17 protein-coding genes and 1 tRNA gene are annotated in these 18,117 nt (G+C 70.4%); 7 read left to right on the top strand and 11 right to left on the bottom strand.

Annotated elements, in window-relative coordinates; translation table 11 throughout:
* Window positions 1–53: 53 nt before the first annotated feature.
* Together SLV14N_RS06020 and SLV14N_RS06015 are read right to left on the bottom strand one after the other, a co-directional pair.
* Window positions 54–704 (bottom strand): thiamine pyrophosphate-dependent enzyme, encoded by a 651-nt coding sequence (locus SLV14N_RS06020; RefSeq protein ID WP_263273033.1) that lies wholly within the window; start codon window positions 702–704, stop codon window positions 54–56.
* Window positions 705–905: 201 nt separating this feature from the next.
* Window positions 906–1,199, bottom strand: coding sequence for a YiaA/YiaB family inner membrane protein (locus tag SLV14N_RS06015; RefSeq protein WP_026169423.1), 294 nt, complete (start codon window positions 1,197–1,199; stop codon window positions 906–908).
* Window positions 1,200–1,361: 162 nt separating this feature from the next.
* Here SLV14N_RS06015 and SLV14N_RS06010 point away from each other — a divergent pair.
* Window positions 1,362–1,435, top strand: a tRNA-Pro gene (locus SLV14N_RS06010).
* A gap of 138 nt (window positions 1,436–1,573) precedes the next feature.
* Here SLV14N_RS06010 and SLV14N_RS06005 read toward each other — a convergent pair.
* Window positions 1,574–1,975 carry an RNHCP domain-containing protein gene (locus tag SLV14N_RS06005; protein WP_263268451.1) on the bottom strand — a complete coding sequence of 134 codons (402 nt, stop codon included), beginning with the start codon at window positions 1,973–1,975 and terminating at the stop codon, window positions 1,574–1,576.
* A 528-nt stretch (window positions 1,976–2,503) separates the two neighbouring features.
* Between SLV14N_RS06005 and SLV14N_RS06000 the strand changes: the two genes are divergently transcribed.
* Window positions 2,504–2,824 carry a DUF6215 domain-containing protein gene (locus tag SLV14N_RS06000; RefSeq protein WP_263268449.1) on the top strand — a complete coding sequence of 107 codons (321 nt, stop codon included), beginning with the start codon at window positions 2,504–2,506 and terminating at the stop codon, window positions 2,822–2,824.
* A 147-nt stretch (window positions 2,825–2,971) separates the two neighbouring features.
* Here the strand turns inward: SLV14N_RS06000 and SLV14N_RS05995 are convergent, their stop codons facing one another.
* From SLV14N_RS05995 to SLV14N_RS05970, 6 genes are all read right to left on the bottom strand, one after another.
* The gene (locus tag SLV14N_RS05995) at window positions 2,972–3,190 is read right to left on the bottom strand and encodes a hypothetical protein (protein WP_208680090.1); all 219 of its coding nucleotides are present in this window, start codon (window positions 3,188–3,190) and stop codon (window positions 2,972–2,974) included.
* Window positions 3,191–3,335: 145 nt separating this feature from the next.
* Window positions 3,336–5,243 carry a LuxR family transcriptional regulator gene (locus SLV14N_RS05990; RefSeq protein ID WP_263268447.1) on the bottom strand — a complete coding sequence of 636 codons (1,908 nt, stop codon included), beginning with the start codon at window positions 5,241–5,243 and terminating at the stop codon, window positions 3,336–3,338.
* A 441-nt stretch (window positions 5,244–5,684) separates the two neighbouring features.
* The gene (locus SLV14N_RS05985) at window positions 5,685–6,872 is read right to left on the bottom strand and encodes an FAD-dependent monooxygenase (RefSeq protein WP_263268445.1); all 1,188 of its coding nucleotides are present in this window, start codon (window positions 6,870–6,872) and stop codon (window positions 5,685–5,687) included.
* A gap of 103 nt (window positions 6,873–6,975) precedes the next feature.
* Window positions 6,976–8,691: an acyl-CoA dehydrogenase family protein gene (locus tag SLV14N_RS05980; protein ID WP_263268443.1), complete on the bottom strand. Its 1,716-nt coding sequence runs from the start codon at window positions 8,689–8,691 to the stop codon at window positions 6,976–6,978.
* Between the two features lie 24 nt (window positions 8,692–8,715).
* Window positions 8,716–9,921: an MFS transporter gene (locus SLV14N_RS05975; RefSeq protein ID WP_263268441.1), complete on the bottom strand. Its 1,206-nt coding sequence runs from the start codon at window positions 9,919–9,921 to the stop codon at window positions 8,716–8,718.
* A 75-nt stretch (window positions 9,922–9,996) separates the two neighbouring features.
* Window positions 9,997–10,857: a thioesterase family protein gene (locus tag SLV14N_RS05970; RefSeq protein WP_263268440.1), complete on the bottom strand. Its 861-nt coding sequence runs from the start codon at window positions 10,855–10,857 to the stop codon at window positions 9,997–9,999.
* A 526-nt stretch (window positions 10,858–11,383) separates the two neighbouring features.
* Here SLV14N_RS05970 and SLV14N_RS05965 point away from each other — a divergent pair.
* The 5 genes from SLV14N_RS05965 (at window position 11,384) to SLV14N_RS05945 (ending at window position 16,698) form a co-directional block, all read left to right on the top strand.
* Window positions 11,384–11,872: a helix-turn-helix domain-containing protein gene (locus tag SLV14N_RS05965; protein WP_018088412.1), complete on the top strand. Its 489-nt coding sequence runs from the start codon at window positions 11,384–11,386 to the stop codon at window positions 11,870–11,872.
* A 4-nt stretch (window positions 11,873–11,876) separates the two neighbouring features.
* Entirely contained in the window at window positions 11,877–12,563 is a 687-nt protein-coding gene (locus SLV14N_RS05960) for a hypothetical protein (protein ID WP_263273031.1), read from the top strand.
* The gene (locus SLV14N_RS05955; RefSeq protein ID WP_127154046.1) at window positions 12,556–13,776 is read left to right on the top strand and encodes an MAB_1171c family putative transporter; all 1,221 of its coding nucleotides are present in this window, start codon (window positions 12,556–12,558) and stop codon (window positions 13,774–13,776) included. Before SLV14N_RS05960 ends, SLV14N_RS05955 begins: the two co-directional genes overlap by 8 nt.
* A gap of 319 nt (window positions 13,777–14,095) precedes the next feature.
* Window positions 14,096–15,319 carry a cytochrome P450 gene (locus SLV14N_RS05950; RefSeq protein ID WP_263268437.1) on the top strand — a complete coding sequence of 408 codons (1,224 nt, stop codon included), beginning with the start codon at window positions 14,096–14,098 and terminating at the stop codon, window positions 15,317–15,319.
* A 209-nt stretch (window positions 15,320–15,528) separates the two neighbouring features.
* Entirely contained in the window at window positions 15,529–16,698 is a 1,170-nt protein-coding gene (locus SLV14N_RS05945) for a D-alanyl-D-alanine carboxypeptidase family protein (RefSeq protein ID WP_259670143.1), read from the top strand.
* Window positions 16,699–16,790: 92 nt separating this feature from the next.
* On the opposite strand, the gene SLV14N_RS05940 is transcribed toward SLV14N_RS05945, so the two are convergent.
* Together SLV14N_RS05940 and SLV14N_RS05935 are read right to left on the bottom strand one after the other, a co-directional pair.
* A complete protein-coding gene (locus SLV14N_RS05940; RefSeq protein WP_259670727.1) occupies window positions 16,791–17,411 on the bottom strand; it encodes a DUF309 domain-containing protein in 621 nt (206 codons plus the stop codon).
* Between the two features lie 256 nt (window positions 17,412–17,667).
* Entirely contained in the window at window positions 17,668–18,000 is a 333-nt protein-coding gene (locus tag SLV14N_RS05935) for a DUF427 domain-containing protein (protein WP_208680083.1), read from the bottom strand.
* Between the last annotated feature and the right edge of the window lie 117 nt (window positions 18,001–18,117).

Here is an 18,117-nt window from a genome sequence, read left to right as displayed (position 1 = left end):
CACTGAATTCCTCTCGAAGTCCTGGCCGTATACGGGGAGACGGGCGGGCCCGCTCAGGCGTCCTTGGGCTCGACACGGGCGATCACCGCATGCGGACGGCCCGGGTGCGGCGCGCTGAAGGCCGCGTACAGCGCCTCGTGGTCGCGGCCGTCCACGGTGGCCGCCGACCACCCCGCGGTCTCGAAGCGGGAGGCGATCCCGCCGCGCCACCCGTGCGTGGCGGAGGAGTTGTCGATGACCAGGGTGTGCAGCCGGTCCAGGCCCGCGGCGGCCGCGTAGGCCAGGGCCTCGTGATTGCTGCCCTCGTCCAGTTCGGCATCGCCGATCAGCACCCATACGGCCGGTCCCGGCCGGCCCTGCGCCCGCAGACCGAGGGCGGTGCCGACGGCCAGCGGCAGCCCGTGGCCGAGCGATCCGCTGCCGATCTCGGCGCCGGGCACCAGCAGCCGGTCGGGGTGGTGGCCGAGCGGGGAGTCGTACGAGCCGAAGCCCGGCAGCCACTCGGTGGGGAAGAAGCCCTTGGCGGCCAGCACCGCGTAGTAGGCCATCGGGCCATGGCCCTTGGAGAGCAGAAAGCGGTCCCGGTCCGGGTCCGTGGCGGTGCCGGGGGAGACCCGCAGCACCCGGTCGTAGAGGACCCAGAGGGCGTCGAGCGTGGAGGTGGCGGCCGGGCCGTGCTTCTCATCGCCCGTCATCATGCCCATCAGGTACGGCAGTTGGGCGAAACCGATGCTGTCGTCGCGCGGGGTGGGCCCCGCCGGGGTGCCTGCCCTCGGGGCTGTCGTCAGGTCCGTCGTCGCTTCTGTCGTCAGGTGCGTCATACGACAGAGCCTGCAACCTCAAGCGCGCTTGAGGTCAAGCGTGGGGCCGCGGACCGGAAGATCCCCGGCCCGCGGCCGTCCGGGTCAGACCTGACCCGGATGGAAGACGTCCTGCTCGATGAGGAGCTTGTCGATCCGGGCCTTGTCCACCCGGTTCGTCACCTCCTCGACCTCCTGGCGGTCGCGAATGCACTTCGCCAGCGTGAAGGCCGAGGACACCACGAAGATCAGACCAAGGGCGAGAAACCCGCGCTCCCACGGTCCCACCGGCAGCTTGATGATCCCGATCACCAGCGCCACCAGCGACAGCCCGAAGGAGATCGCGGCCTGCACGAAGAAGGCCGTGGTAGTCGGCCGCTGAATCGATGGAGTAGTCATGCGCGTAGCGTGGCGGCGCGGTGACCCCGGCGCATGAGTACAGGTACTCATCTCACCGCTCCCGCCCCGCCGCGCGACGGGAAAGTGGCAGCACCCACCCTCTGACATGCGGTATTGTTCTCGTGCGCGGTCAGCCGGGACATCCCGGCCGGATCGGGGCACCGGGACGTGGCGCAGCTTGGTAGCGCACTTGACTGGGGGTCAAGGGGTCGCAGGTTCAAATCCTGTCGTCCCGACGGTGCAATCGCAGGTAGGGGCCATCTTCGGATGGCCCCTACTGTGCGTTCGGGAGCGCTTGGGAAGCGGAGTACTGGGTGCTCATCCGGTGGGGAACAGGGCAGCGGCTCCCGCTGTGAGCGGGAGCCGCCGGGGCGTCAGAGGTGTGTCCGGCGCCGGTTCGTGTGTCCGGCTTCGTGATGGCCGATGGCCTTGTGCATCAGTGCGAGGACGGTGTCGAGGTCGTCGCCTTGGTGCGGGTCGTCAGCCATGCGATTGCGGCCGCGGGTACCGCAGCCGGTGCATTGGTGGACGATCATGTAGCCCTTGGCGGAGTGGTGTTCGACGCCAACCGGGCGCATCAGCGCACGACAGTCGTTGGCACGGTCTCCGGGCGAGATGTCCACGTGCAGCGAGTGCAGACAGTGCGGGCAGTGGTTGCGGTAGCTTCCGTTGACCAGTGCCGCGACTGCCTTTCCGCAGTATCCGCAGGTAAAGCCGGTGTTTTCGGTTGTTCTGCTGATGGTGTTGCTCCTCAGCGAGTCGAAGGGGATCTTCAACTCGGAGGCGCAGGGTTCCGTTGGCTCTCTCCCTGCCAGGGCAGGGGTCGCAGGCTTGACCGGGGAGTGACGCGGTTCACCGCCGCTCTTGGCGGGCGATTACTTCCGGCTCCAGCTTCACCAGAGTGCGCTTGCCGCTCTGGATCCGGACCACGACTGGGTTTGTGCATTTGTCCCAGCCACTGTCACGCGGGTGTTCCACGTGCCGCCGGTAGGTGTCCATCCGGTCTCACTGCCGTCGGCGTCGTCCCCCGTCAGGCAGCACCAGCAGCGGCATGGTTCATCGTGATCACGCCACCTCCTTGATCTTCCGGGCCTCCGCCGCATGTCGGGTGAGTGGGCGGCGGAGACTCCCTCCATCGTATTCGGGAGCCGGAGGCCGTCGGAACGTCGCTGGTCAGGCGGCTTCCACAGGCTGGCGCGCCGACCGGGGCCGGCACCGCGGTGGGGGCAGAAGTCCTTGTCCGGCCGATGATCGCGGGTTGAGGTCCCGGGGCACTTATCGGGGGATCAAGGCAGGCGGGGGATATGACGGACGTTTTTGACGAGCCCACGAAGGGTGCGCCCACGGAGGGCGGGCCCGCGGAGGGCGCGGGCGCGTGGGGGCAGGCCGTCGCGGCCGTGGCGCTGGTGGCGGCACTCGGTGTCGGTCTGTGGGCGTTGCAGGGGACGGAGTCGTCATCGGGATCGGACAGTGCCCCGCCGCCCGCCACGTGCTCGGGCGGGGAGGCCGAGAAGGAGTCTCTGTCCCTGTGGCGCGCGGACGGCATGGTGCCGGACGACGCGGTGCTGCTCCGCGTCGCCGAGAAGGTACTGCCGACGGTGCCGGGGTGGGCTGCCGGCAAGTGACTGCCCTGGGCAGCGCCTCGGCATGGGGCGCTCCCGCCGGGGTCAGGCCACGTGCCCAGGTGTTCGGCACCGTGCCGCCGGGTGGTCGCCGAGCTGAGCGTCGTCCAGCGCTCGCGCCCAGTCCGGTTCGAAGGCCGGGTCCGGCCTTCACCCCTGTACGCGTGGAGCCTCGTCCCTGATCTTCTTCTTCTGCTTGTCCGTGAGCTGGAGGTATCGCTCGCAGCGGCCACACTCCACGCACACCAGTACCTTGCTCGGAATGTCCTCCGCGCCCCAATAGCCGAGCTCCACCATGAACTGCCTCTTGATCGCCTTCAGGCAGTAGACCTCTTGTGAACCGCAGGCAGGGCATGTTCCTTGGCGCATGTTCGTCACCGTCATGGCTCGGCAGCCTAGTAGGGAGGCGGGCGGGAGTCGCGGTCAACAGGGGAGTGGGCGGGCGGGGTTGGGACAGGGGTATGTTCTGACGATGCCAAGGCAGGCGGCTTGCTCCGGTGTTGTGGACGGCGCCTCAGGTCAGACCGTCCCGGAAGTGGCGAGCCAGTTCCACCCGTGAGCTCATGTCCAGCTTCCGGAAGATCTGCCGCAGGTGATAGTTGACCGTGTGGGGGGAGCGGGAGATCAGGCGGGCCACCTGTTGGTTCGTCATGCCTTCCGCCACCAGGAGGGCCACTCTCTGCTCCGCTTCGGTGAGCGTGGCCATGAGGGGTTCCGGCGCCGCTGCCCCCGGCACCATGGCGGGCGTCGGGGGTGCCGGCTGTTCCACGGCGGGTGCGGTGGGCGTCGGCGGGCGGTGCCCGGCGGCCCCGCCGTCGGTGCTGCCCGATGCCAGCAAGCTCACCCGCACCCGGGCCACTTCCGCCTCCGCGCCGATGTCGGCGTACCGCTCCATCGCGGTCCGGAGGTGCCGCTGCGCCGGTCCGCCCCGGCCCCGGCGGCTCAGCAGCAGTCCCAGGTCCTCGCTGGCCGACGCCGAGGCCCACGGGCAGCGATGCTCCCGTGCCGCGTACTCCAGGGCATCGGCGTCGTCGTGCAGCACCCCGCGCGCCTGCTCGGCTGTCGCGGCGAGGGCCGGCCGGGCCGCGTTCCGCGCCGCGAGCCACTCCGTCGTCCGTACGACCGTGGCCGCCAGCGAGAATTCCCCCGACACCCGCGCCAGGCGCACTATGCGGGCGGCGGCGCCGTTGTCACCCACGAACAGCAGGGGCTTGGTGAGCAGGCCGGCGTGGTGCGCCAGCAGGTCGATGGCGTTGCGCGGGTCCAGTTGGGTGGACGCCACCAGGAAGTCGGTCCAGGCCCGGCGGATCGAAGGGAAGGCCGCCTGATCGGAGACATTCTCCATACGCGCGCGCCAGAGGTAGTCGACCGCTTCATTGACCTGGCCACGCCACAGTGAGGTGACCGCGAGCAGGGAGACCCCTTGGGTGACCGTGTTGTTGGCGCTCATCCGCTCGGCCAGGGACACCCCCGACACCAGCTCCGCCTCCGCCTCCGCGGTGCGGCCCTCCGCGATCAGCAGGCGTCCCTGGGTGATCATCGAGTCGGCGATCGCCTTGCGGTTGCCGAGTCGCTGGGCCTCCTGACGGATGCGGGCGAGTACCGCGCCGCTCTCGGTGAGTTCGCCGATGTGGATGAGTTTCATGGCCATCGTCAGTCCCGGATACGGGCGCCAGGACTCGGGCAGTACGTCACCGGCGAGGCGCAACGCCTCGCGCCCCCATCGAAGGCCTTCGTCGAGGCGCCCGGATGTCCACTCCAGGTTGGACAGGACCGCGGCGGCGACCACGGCCGCGGGGCTCGTGCCGTGTGCCGCGAGGATGGCGGAGGCCCGGGCCCGCTGCTCCCGTTCGTCCTCCCGGAACAGGCCGACGACCCGGTCGGCCTCGGCCGCCGTGTCCATATCGCCCTCGCGCGCGGCGAGTTCGGCCATCAGGGCCTTGCGCAGCGCCGCCGCCGAGCTGGGGGAGAGCGGCCGGGAGAGGCTGTCCTGGGCGAGGAAGAGCGAGGCCATCATGTGCTGGGCGAAGGCCTGGGACTCGGTGCCGGGCGCATACCCGCTGGGCGGTTCGCCGGCCGTGTCGCCCGGGGCGGTCACACCGCCGCGCAGCATGCGTCGCAGGGGGCCGGAGAGATCATCGCCCAGTGCCCGGTGGACCTCGGGTGAGCGGAAGGCGAGACGGTCGCCGCGGAAGCGGACCAGGGAGGCTGCCATCACCTCGTCGAGCGCCGGCAGCAGCGACAGCGTGGTGACCGACTGGACCAGTGCCACGTCCCGCAGTGCGAAGGTCTCGCCCAGTAAGGCCGCTGCCTGCAACAACTGCCGTGCGGGGTCGGAGATTTCGGCAAGTTGGGCGCGTACCGCGGACCGTATGTGCTCGGGTACGAGGTGAGCCGTGCTCCCGGCCCCGGCGCCGCGCACTCGGTGATGCGGCGTCGGACCTCCTCCTGCGACCCCGCATAATTCATCATTGAACATGTTCGCCTACCGGCGTCGGTCAGGAGATGCGCCGACGCCGAGCCCCCTCTGGTTTCCACTCGAGCAGTGACTGCAACGTCCAGTCGTTGGAGTGTCACCGGAGCTGGAGAGACCGTCAAGAATGTTTCTGGGCGGCGAATTGCACTGCCGGGCTGCGCGGGTCCGGAAAGGCGTGGAATCCGGCAGGGGTAAGGGGGCAGGGCGCCTGGCAGGTGGCCCTTCTCACACTTGGTCAGGTGTGAGAAGGGGGCGCGGGCGGGGTGGTGGTGCCGCCTGTCGGCCCGTCCCGTATGCACCGCGTTCGGCCGTCCGGCCGGATTCCGGGACGGTGCGGGGGCGGGCCGACAGGGGCTCAACGGCGGTTCGGTACCGGCTCGGTGCGGATCACGTCGTGGCGCGGTGCCGGCTCAGGGCCCGCTCGGCCTCGGCGATCGCGTCGTAGCCCGCTATGTGGTTTCTGGAGATGAGGTCGGAAATGGCCTCGGCTTTCTTCGTCATGTCGTCGTTGCTGAAATCCCGGTAAAGTCGCCCCGCCTCGCGCGAGACATTCTGTACAAGGGACGTCCGGTCGATTCGTACGCTTTCGTAAACCTTCAGGAGCCCGGCGAGCGATTCCTGGCCGGCGCCGTCGAGAATCGTGGCGAGGGCGAAGGCGTCCTCGATCGCCTGGTTCGCCCCCTGGCCGAGGTGCGGAACCATCGCATGGGCGGCGTCGCCGAGCAGGGTGACCGACTCCGTGGACCACCTGGTGAGCGGCGGCCGGTCGAAGACGCCCCACTTGAACGTCGACCCGGCGGCCTCGATGGTCTCCTGGACCCGGGGCTCCCAGCCGGCGAACGCCTCCCGCAACTGGCCGAGATCGCCCTCGGCCGACCAGGACTCGGCGGCGTCCCGGTCGCTCGGCACATACCCGACCACGTTCATGATCCGGCCGGCCGACACGAGGTAGCACAGGAAGGTACGGCCCTCACCGAACCAGATGGCGAGCCGCTTGTCCTGCTGCGCCCAGCTGAGCTTCTCGACCGGGACGAGGGTGCGGTAGGCCATGACGCCCTCGCCCGTCGCGCGCACTTCGAGGCCGAGGGAGGCCTGCACCACGGTGCGGATGCCGTCCGCGCCGATGACCAGGTCCGCCGTGATCGTGGTGCCGTCCGCGAAGTCCACGCTCGCTCCGCCGCCGTGGTGTTGGCGTACCTCGACGGCCTTCTTGCCCAGATGCACCACCTCCGGCGGCAGTTTCGAGACGAGCACCTGCTGGAACTCGCCGCGGTGCACGGCGAAGGTGCGGCCCAGGGAGCTGCGCTTCTGCGGCCAGTTCTCCACCCCGAGCCGGTTGCCCTGTGCGTCCCGGGCGATCGAGTCGTCGGCGGAGAAGCCGATCCGCTGGACGTCCTTGTCGAGGCCCACGGTGGCCAGCAGATGCATGGCGTTCGGCAGGACGCCGAACCCCGCCCCGACCGCCCGCAGTTCAGCCGTCTGCTCGTAGACATCGACCCGGTGGCCCTTGTCCCGCAGGGCGATGGCGGCGCTGAGGCCGCCGACGCCGCCGCCTATGACTGCGATGTTCAGCATGGTTCAGTCCTCGGTCTCTTCGGCCCACGGCCCGCCGGGTGCGGGGCAGCGCCGGCCTGGGGATTCCGGTGCGGCCGGGCGGCCGGAGTCACGGCCCGCCGCGTCACAGCGGCCCGTCGGCCTGCGCGGCGGACGACTCCAGGTGGCCGAGGATCCGCTCGGCCGGCCACTCGGTGTGGGTGTCCTGCACGGCGGCAACGATCGACAGGGTGGTCTCGCGGTGCTCGGCGAGGTCGAGGCGCGACCGGACGAGGGTGGTGGCGAGGTCCTCCAGGAGCAGGCTGAACACGGCGTCCCAGACCTCGTCGTCCGGCCGCAGGCACGCGTACTCGGCGACGACCGTGCCGAAGACGGAGAGCGCGAAGAGCTCCCCGTACGTCTGCACCCTGCGCTGGTCGGACTGGTCGAGCGGGCCCGCGAGCAGGGTGTGTCCCAGGCGCTCGACGGCCTCGAAGAACCTCGCGACGGACGGCAGGTGTCCGAGGGCTTCCTTCGCGGGCGTGTGGTCGCTGAAGACCAGCTTTTCCAGCCCGCCGAGCCCGCGCCGGGAGAGCAGATGCTCCGGGGCGCCAGAACCGTCGCCCGCCGTGGCCGGCGTCTGCGGTACGCGGCGCGCGAAGTCGAAGAAACCGGGGGCGGCGCGGACCGCCTGCATCAGGTTGACGTACTGCGTGCCCTCCAGGCGCGGCAGATACTCGGCGTACTTCGCGGCGGGGCGGAACGCCGAGTCCGTCTCGAAGGCCTTCGCCGAGATGACATCGGCCAGGGAGTGGATGACCTCGGTCGCATCGTGGGTCACCTTGGCCTTGGCGACGGCGTTCAGGACGACATACCGGTTGTCGTCCGGGCCCGAGGCGTGCATGTGGTCCACACAGCGGGCGTTGAAGGCCTTCATACCGATCAGCCGGAGCGTCGCACGGCACAGCCCCTCGCGGTTCTGGCCGAAGGAGCTCACGGTCTGCCCGAAGATGGCGCGGGTCGAGGTGTGCCGGTAGGTCTCCAGCAGGGCCCTGGAGACCAGTCCGGTGGCGGCCGTCGCCAGGTTGAACTTGCCGACGTTGATGGTGTTGACGGCGTCGGCGAACGCCTGGGGGCCGGTCGAGATGACGTCTTCGTCGCCGAACGCGTAGTCGGAGAGCCGGAATTCACTGACGTACATCTGCTCGGGCACCGCATTGCCCACCAGCTGGAAGCCCTGCCGGTGGGAGTCGGCCCGGAACAGGACGTAGTCGCGCGGGCCGCCGTCGGCCTGTGTGGCGAAGGTCGTGATCAGGCTCGATACATTGCCGTTGCCCGTGTAGTCCTTGCCGCCGTTGGCCACATACCGCTCGGTGAGGCGCTTCACGGTCGTCGCGGTGTGCCGCCAGTCGGCGCCCGCTCCACGCTCCGACATGCCGAAGGAGCCGACCATGCCGCTCCGGAACTGCTCCTTGTAGGTGTTCTGGACCTCGGTGTTGTGGGACATCCATACGGGCGCCGCCGACAGCGAACTCACATGCCACATCAGCCAGTGCGTGAAGCTGTGGAACGCCAGATGCTCGCTCAGGCCCGCGACGCGGTACGGCGTCCAGCCGTCCGGGCCGCCGCTGAGGGCGGCCGGCACCAGCGAACGCTCCAGCAGCTTTGTCGACTTGAGGAAATACAGATACTCGGCGGGGAATTCCCGGTCGATCTCCTGCCGCAGCACCTTCTCGCGGCCGGTATGCAGGAACCAGTCCGAGACCTCGGAGATGAAGGACCGGTCCGGCCGCACCAGGATGCTGGTGCCACCGAGAAGACCGTCCGTGTGGGGGGAGTTCGGGAGCCCGGAGTTCGACATGGTTGACCTTTCGTCTTTCCTTGCTTATCTGTTCTCTGCCAGGGACGCCGCGGGAGCGCCCGCACCGTCACCGGCTGTTGTTCCGCAGCGCCACATACCGGCCCGGTTCAGCTGGACGATGCCGAGGGCGCAGAACGCGAGCGCGAACACGCAGAAGGAGAAACCGGCCGTGGACAGGCCGTACGCCTTCTCGAGGAAAGCCAGGGCGATGACCGGGACGGCCGCGCCGGTGTACAGCGCCACGTAGTAGAGATTCACCGCGCTCACCCGCTCGGCGAGTGCCGTGCGGGCGGAGATCTCCTGGATGGACCGGCCGATCGCCAGCCCCTGTCCGAGGCCGGTGCACACCGCGGCGCAGGTGTACAGGACGCCGCTGCCGAAGAAGATGGCCGCGATCAGCAGCAGCAGTCCGGCGCTCATGACGGCGGCGCCGGCGGCGAGGCCGCGGGTGATCGTCAGCCGCCGGAACGCCAGCTGCGCCAGCGCCGAGCCGCCGAAGCCGCCACCCACGATGAGTCCGGAGGCGAGGCCGCTGGAGTGCGGGTAGAAGGTACCGAGGAAGTGCGGGGTGAGTCCGGCGAGCATGCCGAGCGTTGCCATGCCGGAGACGCCGATCAGGGTGAGCCCGGCGTAGGTGAGGCGGTCCGCCGACGGTGGCTTGGGAGCCGTCCACCGGAACGGCACGCGGTCGTCGCGGGACAGCGGCTCCCGCGTGGTCAGCAGGAGGACGACGAGCACCACGACCGCGGCCAGATGGCACAGGAACAGCTGGTGCTCGGGGGCGTCGAGGAACTGGGTGCCGAGCCCGCCGATCACCGGGCCGATGCCCAGGCCGAAGATGTTGGCGGCGGTGGCCCATACGGCGGCGTGCTGGGCGAGGCGGCGCGGGGCGACCTCCACGGCGGCCACGGTGGCGGTTCCCATGAAGGTGCCGGCCGCGAGCCCCGTCAGGAGCCGGGCCGCGAAGAGGTAGCCGATCGAGTCGGCGCAGAGAAACACGGCGTTCGACGCCGCACTGCAGATCAGGCCGATGAGGAGCAGGGGGCGGCGGCCGATCGTGTTGGAGAGGGAGTTGAAGAGCACCAGCGCCGCTATCACGCCCAGCGCGTAGATCGCATAGACCTCGGTCACCTGGAGGGTGGTGAGCCCGAACTCTCTGCTGTAGATCGCATAGATGGGCGTGGGCAGTGCCGTGTGCGCCATGATGGCAACGACGCTGACAAGGGTCACCGCAAAAGAAAAGCTGCGGACCCTGTCTGTTGCAGGCATGGAGATATCTCCGCTTCCAGATGATTACGGTCGTGTTCAGGCGACGAACATCGACTGGAGTACATAGGCGCATTCGTCCCGGCGATCGCCCATGGTCGCGTGACTCACCGCGGCGCCGCCCGGTGAGGTGACGGTGGTTCCGTCGAGTCGAAGCCAGTCGCCTTCGGGCAGGCGATGACAGTGCACGGTGATTTCCGTGTTGATCGCGAAATGCTTCATCATGTCGATGCGCCGGCATACGGACCAGCAGCTGTCGGCGATGACCATCAGTCGGCCGAACGGAGTGTCCGGTTCGCCGAGAACGAGCGGGATACGAGGCCGGACCCAGGCCCGTCCCGGACCGGACTTCGCAAAGGGCCGTGCTTCCTCGAACCGCCATTCCACGGCGGAGAGATAGCCCTCCGTGTGACCGGTCAGTTCCAGCGGAACCGGCGGTGAGACGGAATCGTCGTACGCCAGCACCAGCGGAGTGACCGGCGGCACGCTGTCCGCGAAGCCGAGAAGCCCCTGCTGGAGCCGGGGCTCGCGCATGCGCTCCAGGGAATCCGGCGCTGAGCGGAACCGCCACATACGGGCCATTGCCACGACCTTGCCGGAATACAGCAGTTCCCCGGAAAGGAGATCCGTACGGTTGGTGGAGTGCTCCACCGTCGTCCGGATCGTCAGGTCGGCCACCGGGATCTGCCCGAGCAGTTCGAATGTGATCCGTGCCGGGTGGAACCCCGGGCGTGGATGAACGTTCTGCAGCTGCATGGCGAGCAGCGCCGACGGCGGGCCGGCGTGCTGCGCCTTCGGCCCCCACGGTCCCGCCGTCGACCACGAACTGGCGTACGTCGCCTCGTCGAGACGCTCGTAGAAGGCGTCGGCAATCGCCGGCGGTGCATCCTTCGTGCCCACTGTCATTTCCCCCGGTTTTTGTTTTTCGGTTTTCCCGCCAGGAGATTAGGTGACTCCCCTCGCCTGCCGGAACCGCTTGAGTGAGTAGGTGCGCACTACTCGATCGAGTAGGGACGGAGCCGGCCGCGCTACCCCTTCATGCGGTTTCCCGCGGTAATCCCGGGTGCTGGCAGCCCCCTCGCCGGAGGAAAGCCAGCGGGAGATTTCCGGTAAACCGCTCGGCGAACCCTCCGGAAATTCCGTGACCGAAAAGCTCTGTCCGGCAGGCCCCTGGTGGGCATCCCGGCGCGCTGATGCGGCCGTCCGGGCGCCGGCCGGCGCCACCCTCCGTCGAGCGCCCCGGTCGGCATGCTCCGTGTGACGCTCTGTGTGACCTGCACCCTTCGCCACTCAACTCCCGGTTAAGTCCGGCGGTCCCTACTGTCCGTAAGTGGACTGGTGCACCGCGTTCCTGCCGTGTCAGGATGATGGCCAGATGGCGGAGCCTTAACTGTTCGTTGGGCTCGATCGACGGGGGACGGAAGAGATGAACGTGGGGGGAGACAGCCGGTCCAAGGGGGCGGGCAGCGTGCTCGCGGAACGGCTCAACCACCTCTTCGCGAACATGCATCCGCCGGGGGCCCCGTATACCAACGCCTTCGTGGCCGAGGAGATCAGTGGGGGCGCGGCGGAGTACGGCGGGGTCAAGGTCACCGAGCAGTACCTGTCGATGCTGCGCAACGGCAGGCGTACGAACCCGAGCCCGGAGCTGCTGCGCGCGCTGGCCAAGTTCTTTGCCGTACCTGTCGGTTATCTGCTGGGGGACCTCTCGCAGCCGCAGGCCGCGCGGGTGGAGGAAGAGGTCCGCTTCCTGGCCGCGATGCGGGACCAGCGGGTGCGCGCGATCGCGCTGCGCTCCGTCGGGCTGCCGCCGGAGGTGCAGGACAGCCTGACGACGATCATCTCCCAGTTCCGGCAGCAGATGAATCTGCCGGCCGATCCGCCGGAGCAGGGCGGTGACCGACGCGGTGAGTGAACCGATGCGGACCGCTGAGCGCGGCCAGATCTTCTCTTCCTGGCAGCGGGTCGGAGACGAGGACGGGACGAGCATGCGAGTGGGGCAGATACGCAGGCGGTGCAAGCGGCTCATCAAGGAGCTGGCGCTGCCGGCCACAACCGACCTGCGCGGAATGTGCGACATCGTCGCCGCACGGGTGGCGCGGCCCGTCCACCTGGTGCCGATGAGCCTGGGCGGAGTGGTCTCGGGGATGACGGCCGTCACCGACGACGGCTACTGGGTCTTCTACGAGCTCAAGACCTCACTGTGGCACCAGGCGCACATCGTGCTGCACGAACTGAGCCATCTCCTGCTGGGACACAGCCAGGATCCCGCGGTCACCGAGGACGCACTGAAGCTGTGGACCCCGTCGGTCGATGTCGCCACCGCCATGCGGCGGATGGGCCTGACCATGGGCTTCGCCCGGCATCACGGCTATGACAACCTCGCCGAGCGGGAGACCGAAGTGCTCGGCACCCTGCTGATGGAGCGGGTGGCGCCGTCCGCCGCCGAACGGGAACTCCCCCTGGAGGGACAGGCGGCCGAGCTGGCCGCGGCGCTCGGGCCCGCGCTGCAGCACATCCGGCGCCGGCAGGGGGCCCCGGCCGGGGACGAGGGGACCGACGGCGTCGGAGCGGGCGCGGCGGGGGACGGGGGCCCGCGTGTTTGACGTCATCTATCTGTCCTTCGGCGTCGCCGCCTGGGCGATCGTCGGCTACAAGTCCGTCGCCTGGTTCCGGGACCGCAGCAACGCGGACCTGGGGCTGGCCTGTGTGATGACCGGCGGAGTGGCGACGGTCTTCCTCTTCTCCGCGCCCAGCCTCTACCGCGCCTTCGACCGGCTGGCGGGTGTGGCCAACCTCGCCATGGTCTTCCTCTACTCCTCCGTGGTGGTGTTCGCCGCGGGTGCGCTGGTGCTGCTGCTGCGCTGGACGGCCGGCGAGGGCGCGTCCGCGCGGGCCCGTGCCCGGACCAGGGCGCGCGTCGCCGTGGGGATCGTGGCCGCGCTGTGGGCGGTGGCGGTCACCGGCTTCGCGGTCGGCCGCCCGGACGCCGTCGAGCACCCCCGCGACTTCAGCACCGCCTACACCGACTCCCCGGGAGTCATGCTGTTCCTGGTGCTGTATTTGGCCATTTTCGGATTGAGTTCGGCGGCCCTGGGGACGCTCTGCCCGCGCTACGCCGCACAACTCGGCGGCACACACCTCGCGCGCGGTCTGCGGGTGCTGGCCGCGGGCTGCTGGCTCGGCCTGGTCTACTGCGCCTGCAAGGTCATCGGCTTCGTCCTGTCCTGGACGGGCCACCCGGCGCTCTGGCTCTCCAACGGCGTGGCCCCGTTGAGCGCCTCGGTCGCGGCGCTGATGGTCCTCACCGGATTCGCGCTGCCGGCGGCCGGCCCCCGGGTCGCCGCCTGGCGCCGGCTGCGCCGCCTCTCCCCGCTCTGGCGGACCGTCACCGCGCAGACCCCCGAGGTCACGATGGGTTCCTCGGCGTGGTCCGTCCGGTGGCCGTTCGCCGACCTGGAGTGGCGGGCCAACCGGCAGATGGCCGAGATCCGGGACGTACAGCGCGGCATCCGGCGCCATGTGGAGTCCGACGCCGTCGACATCGCCCGCGAGCGGGCCCGCGCGGTCGCCCTCGACGACAGGCAGCTGGCGGCCGTCGCGGAGGCCGCCGCGCTCCGCCGTGGCCTGGAGAACCGTGCGGTGGGCCATGTCCCCGACCACGGCGCCGACAGCGTGGTGGTCGCCACCGGTGCCGAACCGGCCGAACTCACCGCGGAGTACGAACACTTGGCGCTGGTCGCGGATGTCTACCACTCACCGCTGATCGAGACCGTGCTCACCGAACTGCGCCAGCGGAGCTCGGTGGCGCACGGCTGAGGAAGCACCACAGACGGGGTGGCCCGGTACGGGGGTCCGGGCCGCCCGTTCCACCCGGGCGGCACCGGTCGACGAGACCGGTGCCGCCCGCGCGGCTGTCACCGAACGGCGGGCGCCGGACCGGGACTTTGCCGACAGGACCTTAGGGCTGTCCCGTAATCCCTGGCGGGCGCACGACGACAGCTACGGCACCTCGCCGCGTTGTCGGAACGTCCGGATACGCCCAGTATCCGGACACCCCTCCGCCTTGCGATGCACCGCATCTGACGCCGTGCGCTGATCCACCAGGGATTACGGGGCAGCCCTTAGGGTCGGGCTCATGCAGAACACCGCCGAGACCGGCCCCGACGCCCCCATCGACGTGACGCCTCTCCTCGACGATCCGTACGCCGCCTACGCCGCGCTGCGCGACGCCGGACCGGTGCACCGGATCACCGGTGCCGACGGGAACCCCGCCTGGCTCGTCACCCGCTACGACGACGTCCGTCGCGCCCTCGCCGACCCGCGGCTCTCCCTGGACAAGAAGCATGCCGCGCCCGGCGGTTACCGCGGCTTCTCGCTGCCGCCCGCGCTGGACGCCAACCTGGGGAACATGGACCCCCCGGACCACACCCGGGTCCGCCGTCTGGTGGTCAAGGCCTTCACCCCGGGCCGGGTCGAGGCGCTGCGGGCGCCCGTACGGAAGATCGCCGACGAGCTGCTGGACGCGATGGCGGAGCGCGGCCGCGCGGATCTCATCGCCGACTACGCGGGGCCGCTGCCGATCACCGTGATCTGCGATCTGCTGGGCGTCCCGCACCGTGACCGCCGCGACTTCCTGGCCTGGTCGGATGCCCTCATCACACCCGACCCGAGCCGTCCGGAGCTGATGAAGCAGGCGATCGGGGCGATGCTGGAGTTCTACACCGGACTGATCGCGGCCAAGCGCGCGGAGCCGGGCGACGATCTGCTCTCGGATCTGATCGCGGTGCGCGATGACGCGGACGCCGGCGAGGAGGGTGACCGGCTCACCGAGGACGAACTGACCTCGCTCGCCTTCCTCCTTCTCTTCGCCGGATACGAGAACACCGTCCACCTCATCGGCAACGCCGTGCTCGCCCTGCTCGACCACCCGGACCAGCTACGGCAGTTGCATCACAATCCGGCCGAACTGCCGGCGGCCGTGGAGGAGTTCCTCCGCTTCGACGGGCCTTCGCCCGTCGCAATCCGTCGCTTCCCCAAGGAGGACGTGGAGATCGGCGGTGTACGGATCCCGGCCGGGGAGAGCGTGCTGCTGTCGATCGCGTCCGCGAACCGCGACCCCGCGCGCTTCCCCGAACCGGACGCGCTGGACCGCGGCCGGGACCTCTCCGGGCATCTGGCGTTGGGGCATGGCATCCATTACTGCCTCGGCGCCCCGCTGGCCCGACTGGAGGCCGTCACCGCGCTCGACGCGCTCCTCGGCCGCTTCCCGGGGCTGCGACTGGGCGTCCCGCGTGGTGAATTGCGGCACCGTCGGGCGCTGCGGGCGCGTGGCCTGATTTCGCTGCCCGTCACCTGGTAATCGGCAAACGAACAAGTTTTTGAGGCATAACCGTTCGCTCATGCGGTAGAAATGTTCCTGAGACCCGCCCGGTGTGCATCCCCCGTCGCACCGGGCGGGTCCTTCTTTGCACCGGTTGCAGTTGCGACACGCCCGCGGACGCGGCGCGGCCCTGGTCCGTGTGGCGCAACTGCGCTGCGGACCGCGGCACCGCTCCATAGCGTGACGGCATGACAACTGACGCGCGTGTGTCCAGGAAAGCCGGTGCGGTGGCGCTGATCGCTGTCGCCGGTGTGTCGCTGACGTCCATACCGGCCGCTGCCAACGGGGCGACGGCCCGTCAGCCCGCCGTCACCGGCGCCGGGGTGCAGGCACCCACCGCTCCCGGCAGCGCGAGGCTGCCCAGCGGTCTGTCCGCCCTGTCCTGGATGGTGGCCGACGCGGACACCGGCAGCGTGCTGGCGGCGAAGAGCCCGCACCGCAAGCTCGCCCCGGCCAGCACCCTCAAGACACTGTTCGCGGTCACCGTCCTGCCGAAGTTCTCGGCCGGCACGGTACGCCGGGTCAGCTCCGCCGACCTCGCGGGAATCGGGGCCGGCAGCAGCGTCGTCGGCGTCCAGCAGGGCCGCCGCTACACCGTCGGCGACCTGTGGCGCGGGGTCTTCCTCCGCTCCGGCAACGACGCGGTGCACGTACTGGCCGCGATGAACGGCGGCTGGCGGACCACGGCGGAGGAGATGCAGGAGAACGCCAGGAAACTCGGCGCGCGCGACACCACCGTCAAGTCCCCGGACGGCTATGACGCGCCCGGTCAGGTGTCCTCCGCCCACGACCTGACCGTCTTCGCCCGCGCCGGGCTCGCCAACGAGGACTTCGCCCGCTACTGCGCCACCCCCCGCGCCACGTTCCCCGCCGCGGGCGGCACCACGCAGATCGAGAACACCAACCGCCTGCTGGTGGGCTCGCACGGGATGTCCCGCTACCCCGGCCTGATCGGCGTCAAGAACGGCTACACCTCCAAGGCCGGCAACACGCTGATCGCCGCCGCGCGCCGGAACGGCCGCACCCTCCTGGTCACCGTGCTGAACCCCCAGTCGAAGGAGTACAACGCCGTCTACAAGGAAGCCGGCGCCCTCCTGGACTGGGGTTTCCGTACCGCCGGCACGGCCCAGCCGGTGGGCACCCTGCACGCCGTACGTGCCGCCCACGACGGCGGCGGCCCGATGCGCCCGGTGGCTGCCGATGTCACCGGCACCGAGGCCCGCGACGGTTCTCCCGGGCGCGCCACCCTCGCCCTGGGGGCGGGCGGCGCCGGCCTCGCGGCACTCGGGCTGGGCGCCCTGCTCACCCGCTTGCGGCAGGCACGCGCCCGCGGTGGACGGAGCGGAGGGACGGCGTAGGCCCGGGGCCTGGCCCGGGGTGCGTACGACAGCGGCGACGGCTCCGCGCGTCCCGGCGGAGCCCGGCCCCGCCGGTCGCCTGTAGGGCGGTCTCAGACCTCGTCCCCGGTGGGGCGGTTTTCGGTCGCTTCTCCCGTCGCCCGCAGCCGGGGCGCGGACTCCGCCGCCGGCACGGCCCCGGAGCCGGTCAGACGCCCGGTCAGCTCCCGGGCCCAGGCCAGGAGTCCCGCGATATCGATCCCGTAGGGGGCGGCGTCGGCATACGGCGCGATGGCCGCCGCACCCCGGTCGAGCAGCGACGTACCGCCCACGGCATTGCCACGTGCCGCATGGGTGAGTCCCACCGCGAGCTGGGCGAGCCCGCGCCACAGCTCGCGCTCCGCCTCCGGCGCCGCCTTCCAGGCGTCCTCCAGCACCTCATGGGCGTGGAACGGCATCCCGTCGTCGAGCAGCCGCTGTGCCTCGGTCAGCGACTGCGCGGGCGTCCGGGGCACCCCTTCGGGCTGCCGGGCCACGCCCGGGGAGCCGTACGGCAGCGGCCGGCCGAGCCCGTCCCGCGGGCGGGCGCTACGGGCGCGCCCCTCCTCGTCACGGTCCCGTCGGCGCGGCGTGGCGACGGGGTCGGGGGCGCGGTCGGGGACGCCGGTGCCTTCGGCGTCCGACGCCCCGGCGCCACAGTGCTCGCAGACCGCACTGCCGGGCCGTTCCCTGATCCGGCCGCAGGCGTCACACACCTGGTCCAGCCAGCAGGCCGGATCGCCGCCTTCGTCGCCCGCCCGGTGCGGGACGGACGGGCGGGAGGGGAGGGGCTGGTCGTGGGGGCTGTCGGCGTCGGTCACGCTTCGATTGTGCGCCGTGCGGCCGGCCGGCGTCGTCGGGGGGCGGGCACGGTGCCGTACGGTTGCGCACCCAGAATTGTTAGGAGTATTTCCTATTCCCGCCGGAGGTGGGCGACGGGGATGCTCCCGCTCAGGCCAACTCGGCCTTGTAGAAGCAGAAATGATCCTTGATCCGGGCGACCTCGGGGTGCGGCTCGGGGTAGGCCCACACGATGTCCTCCGGACCGCCGGCGAGCGACCAGTACGAGGCGGTGCCCTTGAAGGGGCAGACGGTGTGCGTCTCGGAGGGGGTGAGCAGCTCGGTGCGGACGTCCTCGGGAGGGAGGTAGTACCGCACCGGATAGCCGGTCTCGGTGAGGAGCAGCGGGCGCCGGCTCTCGGCGATCAGCTGTCCGTCGATCTCGACGCGGACATGGTCGGTGCCTTCGGTGACGTCGATGCGGTGGCCTCGGGTGGTGCTCATGGTCACGTCCCTTCGGTGGGCGAGGGAGGTGGCTCCCTCCCGGTCCAGGATCGCACCGGGAGGGAGCAGGGGCGGCTGAGGCGGGCGAGGCGGGTCTGGGGCCCACCGGCAGTCCGT

The sequence above is a fragment of the Streptomyces sp. Je 1-4 4N24 genome (assembly GCF_026239515.1).
Taxonomy (GTDB): domain Bacteria; phylum Actinomycetota; class Actinomycetes; order Streptomycetales; family Streptomycetaceae; genus Streptomyces; species Streptomyces nigrescens.
The sequence above is the reverse complement of the archived record's forward strand: the minus strand, read 5'-3'. Positions and strand labels throughout refer to the sequence as shown.